Here is a 3,712-nt window from a genome sequence, read left to right as displayed (position 1 = left end):
AATTCAGCCCTAAAAAACAAAAGCAGGAAGCTAATTTAGATTAGCTTCCTGCTTTCATTTTGACTTACAATTGCTGCTGGCCACCTTGAGCAGCAAGATTCTCGTGTTTAAGAATTTTTAAGAGCTTTCTAGCTGGCATCTTTCTTCTACCGAAGCTGTAGCACTGCTCAGCCATGTCCTTATCATAATCAGCAATTGTTTCGTATCTGTCATCTCTTGCTAAAACGCCGGGATCATCATCGAGATAATAGTAGTCAATAAAGTACTCATCGCTTTTATCGAAGATCCAATACGCCCAAACGATCAAATCTCTATTTTCATTTCTGAGACACTCATTGATGTCATCTTCCAGCTCTTCGATAATCATTTCCATCGGGGTTCGTTCGTCGTCATCATCAAAAGAATCGCTCTCGGCACTGTAACCCGCAAAATCTTCACGGTGATCAAAATAGTTAAGCTCGTCGTCCAAATACATCATTTTATTTTCCTTCTTCCTGTGTTATCAATGATTGTCAATGGCTGGCAAACCCGGAATTCCACCTATTCCAATGGGTGGATGGATAGGGCTTGCCGGCCTCTTCTTACTTAAATTCGTAAAGCAAAAGCTTTTGCTCTGCTTTTTGCCAGTTGCTGTTGTGCGTAATCAACTGGCACTGCTTTGAGTTGACGTAATTTCTGCCATTGGTCAGCACGTAATTGCCTAAGCCGTCTGTCAGATAAATAGAATATCCATTGGACTTAAAACCTTTTACATAGCCCTTGGCATGATTGCTTATCACACGAACGTAGTCATTCAGCCACAAGCCACGGGCATATTTCGTGTTCTTCTCATTGCGCTTGGATGACGTATTCGGCTGCTTTCTGCCTTTTCTTGCAGTTGCTTCGTGAAGCGACCGCTTCTTCTTGCGGAACTGACTGATCATCGTCACCGTCTCTGGCATCTGACCAACCGACTTGATTCCGCTGATTGCGATTGCATCCATGAAATGACCTTTTGGCAAAAGAAGATTCTTGCGATCCACATAAGTTTGCGAGCCGTACTGGAAGCTTGCTTCTGGGAAAGCAGTCATGATCCGCTTGCGCAGAATGTTCATGAACGTTGCTCCCTTCAGCTGCTTTGTCACTTTCTTCTTCGCCTTCATCCACTTGTAGAGCCTGACGCCTGGCTGGTAGTTCTTTGTAGTATGGCAATTCGTGCAAAGCGTTATCAGATTGTCCACCCGATCTGTCCCGCCTTGTGAGCGGTAGACGATGTGGTGAACGACGAGCTTTACGCCTTCGCCATGCTTATGGCAGAGCTGACAGGTGTACTCATCACGTGCCAGCACGTAGTACTCATAGTTCTTCCAGTCCTTTAGACTGCCTTCTTGATACTGTTTGCCAGAAATGTCTGGATTGAGCATCTTGGCCATGTCAAACTTGCCTACTTCGATGTGAAGATCGGGATTTGGCAATACAGCCAAATAGCGCTTGATCCAAGCAATGTTATGGCTTACCTTGCCTTTTACTGACGGCGGAAGCCACAAGCCGTCTCGCTTGCCGTGCACTCTGTTTAAAAAGCGGGCCTGGCGATAGCGGGTCTTGCGGTTTCTTCTGCCTCTGCGGTAGATCTTGCGGGTGTGCAGATTTTTGTGCACGTCCTGGCGAAGCTCTACCTCGCTTTGGTGCAGCACCTTGTCTTGACTGACAATGGCAAAGCCAATATGCCTCTGCCCGGTGTCTACGCCAAGGCTTACCTTCTGCTTATAGCCATACGAGCCATATTTCAGCTGAATGGTAAAGGGATATTTCTTGACCACAAAAGCCTTGCCGCTTTTCAGCAGCAGTCTGGCCTTTCTTGGGCGGCATGGCATAAGCGGCTTGCCGTCCTTATTGAGCAGAAACACCCGGTTTGCATTTTCATGCTTCATTTTGTTCTCCTTTTCCTTAATGCAGGAAACAGTGATTCCTGCCGCTCGTCCGAATCAGGAGACCCGATCCGGATTCGCGTTGTTGCCCATCGACAATGTTATCCATGCTTGCCATGACTCCGGAGAGGCACGACGATGCAGTTGACTACCATGTTAACCTCATGACTGTTTACAGAGCTGCCACAGAGCCAAGAATTTGGGCATCATCCGTGGGTGTGATGACATGGATAACGTAGTTCCTCTATCCAGTCAGCCGAAGCCGACCGGAAAGCTTAGTCTAGACAATGAAAGCTGGATTTCTCCAGCCTCCCTATTGAAAACAAAGGACTTGAAGCTTGCGCTTCAAGCCCCTTACTTCAGTAAGGGGTTACCATTGACTTCGCTCTGGTCTCGTCAGCAAAAAGATTTTTTGGTCATACAAGGAACGGATTTCTTGACTAGCACGTCACTCTGGCCTGAAGAAACCGATGCGGAATATGAGCTGAAGAAAATGCTCTTCAGCCTTTATTGTATGCTTCTGTAGGGATAATTTCCGAATTCCTTTTGCAAACAAAAAAGTGAGGCAAAAACAGATTGTCCGCTTGCTCATGTTCAGTCATTTTACTTGCTGGCACGTCATCTCAAAGCCCGTTATATCAAGCTTAAGCCGCATACATACCACATTGTCTTATTTCCAAAACAGCATAGCCTTTGGTCTCATGTTGAGTCTAAAAAATAATTTAGCTTTTCTCTATTTCCTCGTCATCACGGCTTTTCCAAGTCCTTGCTTTCTGAAAAAAATTATTATGCTTGGCAACTAAAGCAAGCGGTCTTATGTTCAGTTATTTTTTGCTAGCTCATATTGCTCCAATGCCTGTAGCAGCGCTGTTTTGCGGCATTTTAAGGCTAGTTTCTTATTTCTAAAACTGCATAGCCTTTTCTGCGTTTGCGCACATAACAAAAGTAGATTTTCGTTGGAAACTAAAAAAACAGCCTTATGGCTGCTTTTTAGGGCATGTTGCTTATCAGAAATGGCATCTCACAAATTTTGGAGATCAGCCACTGGTCATCATTATGCTTGTACACGCATGTGCTTGTTTTTCTTATTGCTTTCTACTGGATGCAAAGGAACCTCGTTTGCGCTTTTTTCTTTTTGATCCAAGATGCCAAGTGATTTAGCCAAGAGGAATTGCTGCCATTTCTGTTCGACAACGTAGACATAAACGCGGCCAGTTGAGCCATGCATCATTACGACAGCATCCCTGTATTCACTGCTTTTTGCGCATTCGTCAGCCAACTTGCTGAAGTCTTGCCCTGTCAGTTGGTAGTCATCAATAATTTCCTTTGCGGTTTTCCAGCCATTCATCATCATTTCTTTTTTGCTTCTTTCTAACTTTGCGAGCTAATCCATTAAGTTAGCAAAACGTAACCAATTAGCTCAAAACAGTATTCTTGTAAGAGAGCTGCGACTGGTCAGTTGTTGTCTGACAGTACTATTTAGTGGGTCAGGCAACAGATCCATCGCCATCGCAACCTTGATGAAGCAATTTTATTATTTTTTAGCCATCAAGTTTTTTTGCTGTTTTTTGCAGTAATTTTCTGCAAAAAATGATCATTAATGCCAAAAGCATTCTTTTCGACAACCAAAAGTCACTATGGTCAAACTATGCAGCGTTATAGTCAACGCCAACGCACAAAGCAGGTGTTGCTTCAGTTCTTTTCGACAACCAAAAGTCACTATGGTCAAACTATGCAGCGTTATAGTCAACGCCAACGCACAAAGCAGGTGTTGCTTCAGTTCTTTTCAACAACCAAAAGTCACT

The 3,712-nt window shown here is 44.3% G+C and carries 5 protein-coding genes; 2 read left to right on the top strand and 3 right to left on the bottom strand.

Annotated features, from left to right (window positions below):
- Positions 1-64: 64 nt before the first annotated feature.
- Both ACYVUV_RS12220 and iscB read right to left on the bottom strand, forming a co-directional pair.
- Positions 65-478 (bottom strand): hypothetical protein, encoded by a 414-nt coding sequence (locus ACYVUV_RS12220; RefSeq protein ID WP_484499557.1) that lies wholly within the window; start codon positions 476-478, stop codon positions 65-67.
- Positions 479-581: 103 nt separating this feature from the next.
- On the bottom strand, positions 582-1,910 hold the full coding sequence (gene iscB, locus ACYVUV_RS12215; protein WP_484499556.1) for an RNA-guided endonuclease IscB: 1,329 nt from the start codon (positions 1,908-1,910) through the stop codon (positions 582-584).
- Between the two features lie 223 nt (positions 1,911-2,133).
- Between iscB and ACYVUV_RS12210 the strand changes: the two genes are divergently transcribed.
- The gene (locus ACYVUV_RS12210) at positions 2,134-2,433 is read left to right on the top strand and encodes a hypothetical protein (protein ID WP_484499555.1); all 300 of its coding nucleotides are present in this window, start codon (positions 2,134-2,136) and stop codon (positions 2,431-2,433) included.
- A 528-nt stretch (positions 2,434-2,961) separates the two neighbouring features.
- On the opposite strand, the gene ACYVUV_RS12205 is transcribed toward ACYVUV_RS12210, so the two are convergent.
- Positions 2,962-3,261, bottom strand: a complete 300-nt coding sequence (locus ACYVUV_RS12205) for a hypothetical protein (RefSeq protein WP_484499554.1) — start codon at positions 3,259-3,261, stop codon at positions 2,962-2,964.
- A 246-nt stretch (positions 3,262-3,507) separates the two neighbouring features.
- On the opposite strand from ACYVUV_RS12205, the gene ACYVUV_RS12200 reads away from it, so the two are divergent.
- Positions 3,508-3,712: hypothetical protein (locus ACYVUV_RS12200; protein ID WP_484499553.1), on the top strand; the 205-nt coding region annotated here is incomplete at its 3' end.

This window comes from Lactobacillus sp. WILCCON 0149 (genome assembly GCF_057197965.1).
This window is presented reverse-complemented; position numbering and strand designations above follow the sequence as displayed.

Coding starts and splice junctions, on each gene's coding strand:
- ACYVUV_RS12220 (WP_484499557.1), bottom strand. CDS start 478: ATGATGTATTTGGACGACGAGCTTAACTATTTTGATCACCGTGAAGAT.
- iscB (WP_484499556.1), bottom strand. CDS start 1,910: ATGAAGCATGAAAATGCAAACCGGGTGTTTCTGCTCAATAAGGACGGC.
- ACYVUV_RS12210 (WP_484499555.1), top strand. CDS start 2,134: ATGGATAACGTAGTTCCTCTATCCAGTCAGCCGAAGCCGACCGGAAAG.
- ACYVUV_RS12205 (WP_484499554.1), bottom strand. CDS start 3,261: ATGATGATGAATGGCTGGAAAACCGCAAAGGAAATTATTGATGACTAC.